Here is a 3,852-nt window from a genome sequence, read left to right on the forward strand (position 1 = left end):
GGTTACTTTCCCTGATCAGGCCCTGTGCCACGGCGTGTTGCGCCTCGCCAATCGAAATTGACTGTGCGATTTCATCTGTGAATACGGATGCTTTGGCCAACAACGCCGCCTCGACTTCCTGCTTGCCCTTGGTGTCCGTTCCCATGCACGCGATATGCGTTCCGGGGCTCACATGGTTTGCCATCAGCGATGGTGCAAAAGCCGAGGTGATCGAGATTATGACGTCCGCCTCGGTCATGCCGTCAAGTTCGACCGCTTCAAACGGAACACCGGCTTCATTGGCGACCTTTTCAATGTTCGGCAACATCTCGGGATGGTAGTTCCAGCCAAGGACCTTTTCAAAGGCGCGCGTCTCCAGCGCCGAGCGTAGCTGAAAGGTTGCCTGATGCCCGGCCCCGATCATACCGATCACCCGCGCGTCCGCACGGGCAAGGTGCTTGATGGATACAGAAGAGGCCGCCGCAGTGCGCAAGGCCGTCAAAAGGTTGCCGCCAACCATCGCTGACGGTTTTCCGGTGTCAGGGTCAAAAAGAAAAACAGTGGATTGGTGATTGATCAATCCGCGCTTTTCCAGGTTGTTCGGCCAATACCCCCCGGCCTTCAGGCCCAGTGTCAGCCCGGCGCGGTCAAATCCGCCTTTAAAGCCGTACAGGGCGTCCTCATGCCCGATGGCTTCGCGCACGACAGGAAAGTTATAGGCGTCCCCTGCGGCCATAGAGGCAAAGACCTGTTCGACGGCTTCAAAGGCCGCGTCGCGGGTCATGAGGTTGGCGATTTCGCGCTCGGGTACAATCAGCATGTCATTCTCCACTTGGAATTCGTGCGCCCGTGCGTTTCACCGATAAAAGCGGGCGCGCACGGGCGACTGTCCGGCCATGTTTGGCCGAATGCTTATTCTTTGAGCATTCAAGCTCAGTACGCACGGCCGCGGGCTGACACCGGCCATACGCATTCGACCTTGCCATTCCGGACGCCCACATACCAATCGTGCACGTTTGCGGTTGGGTCACAGTGCCCCGGCACCAGCTTCAGTTTGTCATTGACCTCGAGCGCCCCGCTTGGATCCATCACGACGCCATGTTCATCCGAGCATTTGATGTATTCGACATCGTCACGCCCGAAAACAACAGGCAGACCGCTATCCACCGACTGCGCCTTGAGGCCCGCATCGACGATTGCCTTGTCAGCCTTGGCATGGCTCATGACGCTGGTCAGGATGAAGAATGCGTTCTCCCACTCGCCCTGGTCGATCCGGTTGCCGTTCTCGTCCAGGATGCGACCGTAATCGGCATCCATGAACGCATAAGACCCGCATTGCAGTTCATTATACACGCCCGAGTTGGATTCGAAGTAGTATGACCCCGTACCGCCGCCCGAGACCAGCTCACACTCGATACCCTCGGCTTTAAGGCCGTCTACCGCGTCTTTGACCATCGCGATGGCGGTATCCAGTTTTTCCTTTCGTGCCTCATAACTGTCGAGGTGTTGCATGGCACCCTGATAGGCCTGAATTCCGCTGAATTTCAGGTTGTCTGCAGCCTCAACCGCCTTGGCGATTTCAATCACTTCGGGTGTCGTTGTGACCCCGCACCGCCCTGCGCCGCAATCGATTTCAACGAAGACTTCTAGCTGTGTTCCATGCCGGACTGCCGCCGCCGAAAGGTCGGCGACATTTTCCAGATCGTCGACACACACGATAATGCGGCTGCCCAGCTTTGGCAGGCGTGCGAGGCGGTCAATTTTGGCCGGGTCACGCACCTGGTTCGAAACCAGAACGTCCTTGATCCCACCACGAACGAAAACTTCGGCCTCGGAAACTTTCTGGCAGCAGACACCGACGGCACCACCGATTTTTTCTTGCAGCTTGGCCACGTCAACCGACTTGTGCATTTTACCATGCACGCGGTGACGCATCCCGTGCGCCTTGGCATAATCGCCCATCTTCCTGATGTTGCGTTCAAGCGCGTCGAGATCCAAAATCAGGCTGGGTGTCTGGATATCTGCTTCGTACATGCCGGGCTTGGCCGGAATGTCGTAACCTACTTCGAACTGGTCGAGAGTGCTCATATCTTTCATCTCCGTAATCCTAAACCGGGATAGTTTTTTGTTGGGGCGTTTTCAGACATTCATCCAGGGCAGCCGGTCCAGATCGACATTACCACCTGTAACAATCAGTCCGACACGCTTGCCCTCGAAAGCGTCCGGGTTCTTGAGAACCGTAGCCAGCGGAACGGCTGAAGATGGCTCCATCACAATCCGCAGGTGCTTCCATGTCAGTTTCATCGCATCGATGATCTCCTGCTCGGAGGCTGTGTAAATCTCTGAGACGTGGTTCGATACGAAATGCCAGGTCAGCTCTTTCAGTGGAACCAGCAGCCCGTCGGCAATCGATTTGGGTGCGTCATCCGCGATGATGTGGCCGGCCTTGAAGCTGCGATAGGCATCGTCGGCCTGTTCCGGTTCCGCCGCGATGATCGCGGTTTCCGAGGCGAGCGTCGATAGTGTCAGACAGGTGCCGGACACCATGCCGCCGCCGCCGATAGGTGCGACAACCGCATCCAGACCGTCGGTCTGCTCGATAAACTCGCGCGAACAGGTGCCTTGCCCGGCGATGACCCGAGGGTCGTTGTAGGGATGAACAAAGTCACCGCCCGTAGCCGCCTGAACTTCGGCAAATGTCGCTTCGCGTGACGAGGTGGAGGGTTCGCATTCTGTAATCTTCCCTCCATAACGCCGGACCGTATCCTTCTTTGCCTGCGGCGCTGTCCGCGGCATGACCACGTTGCAGGGAATGCCCCTTTTCATCGCCGCATAAGACAGGCACGAGGCGTGATTACCCGAAGAATGGGTGGCGACACCTTTTTCGGCCTGTTTCGCATCCAGCCCAAAAACCGCGTTTGTGGCACCTCGTACTTTGAAAGCGCCCGGTTCCTGAAAGTTTTCGCATTTGAAGAACAGCTGCGCGCCTGACAGTTCGTTGAGAAAGTCCGAGGTTCGCACCGGGGTGCGGCGGATATAGGGCTTGATCCGGTCATGTGCCGCAAGCATGTCTTCATAGGTTGGGATATACATTGTGTAATCCTTCATCATGCCGCGTTCTTCTGAACGGAACCGGGATGGCCGCGATAGTATTCCTGTGCGGCGGCAACTCCGGACCCCAGGTCAATGTTCAGGCCCAGGTCAACCATGCACATCTCAGCAGTGGCGATCCCGGACAGTGCCATGACATCCGTCAGGCTGCCCAGATGGCCGATCCGGAACACCTTGCCCGCGACCTCACCAAGGCCCACGCCAAAGGCAACGCCGTATTTTTCAGCTGCGTGCGTGACTATATCCGTCGCGTTGAAGCCGTTCGGCGTGCGGATTGCGCTTACGGTATCGGAATAGACCGCAGGGCTGCTGGCACAAAGCTCCAGCCCCCACGCCCCCACAGCGGCACGGACCCCTTCGGCAATCCGGTGGTGCCGGGCAAAAACGTTCTCCAGACCTTCGCTCAGCAGCATAGAGCAGGCTTGATTGAGGCCATTCATCAACCCAACAGCGGGTGTATAGGGGTAAGCATTGTTGGCGTATCCCTTGGTCATGTCCCGGACGTCAAAGAATGTGCGGGGCAGGGTGCCGGTTTTGGTCGCTTCCATCGCTTTCTGGCTGAAACCGACGATGGCAAGGCCAGCGGGCAACATGAAACCCTTTTGCGATCCAGTAACGGCAACATCCACGCCCCATTCATCAAACCGAAAATCCATCGACGCGATTGATGAAACGCCATCAACAAACAGCAACGCCGGGTGCTGCGCGGCAGTCAGCGCCCTGCGCACAGCAGCGATATCCGACTTCACGCCAGTTGCCGTC

The 3,852-nt window shown here is 57.5% G+C and carries 4 protein-coding genes; all 4 read right to left on the reverse strand.

Features of this window, described 5'->3' with window-relative positions; genetic code table 11:
- A partial coding sequence (locus tag AC2FND_RS19750; RefSeq protein WP_496771411.1) for an ornithine cyclodeaminase family protein occupies positions 1-799 on the reverse strand: 799 nt, incomplete at its 3' end.
- A gap of 113 nt (positions 800-912) precedes the next feature.
- Complete coding sequence (gene bhcC, locus AC2FND_RS19755) at positions 913-2,076, reverse strand: 3-hydroxy-D-aspartate aldolase BhcC (protein WP_496771412.1); 1,164 nt, start codon at positions 2,074-2,076, stop codon at positions 913-915.
- 42 nt (positions 2,077-2,118) lie between these two features.
- Entirely contained in the window at positions 2,119-3,087 is a 969-nt protein-coding gene (bhcB, locus tag AC2FND_RS19760; RefSeq protein ID WP_496771414.1) for a beta-hydroxyaspartate dehydratase BhcB, read from the reverse strand.
- Positions 3,087-3,852: pyridoxal-phosphate-dependent aminotransferase family protein (locus AC2FND_RS19765; protein WP_496771413.1), on the reverse strand; the 766-nt coding region annotated here is incomplete at its 5' end. The genes bhcB and AC2FND_RS19765, both read right to left, overlap by 1 nt.

This window comes from Ruegeria sp. BHSB056, from assembly GCF_059613305.1.

Bases quoted from the DNA above. Each gene is read 5' to 3' on its own strand.
- bhcC (WP_496771412.1), bottom strand. From the start codon at position 2,076: ATGAAAGATATGAGCACTCTCGACCAGTTCGAAGTAGGTTACGACATT.
- bhcB (WP_496771414.1), bottom strand. From the start codon at position 3,087: ATGAAGGATTACACAATGTATATCCCAACCTATGAAGACATGCTTGCG.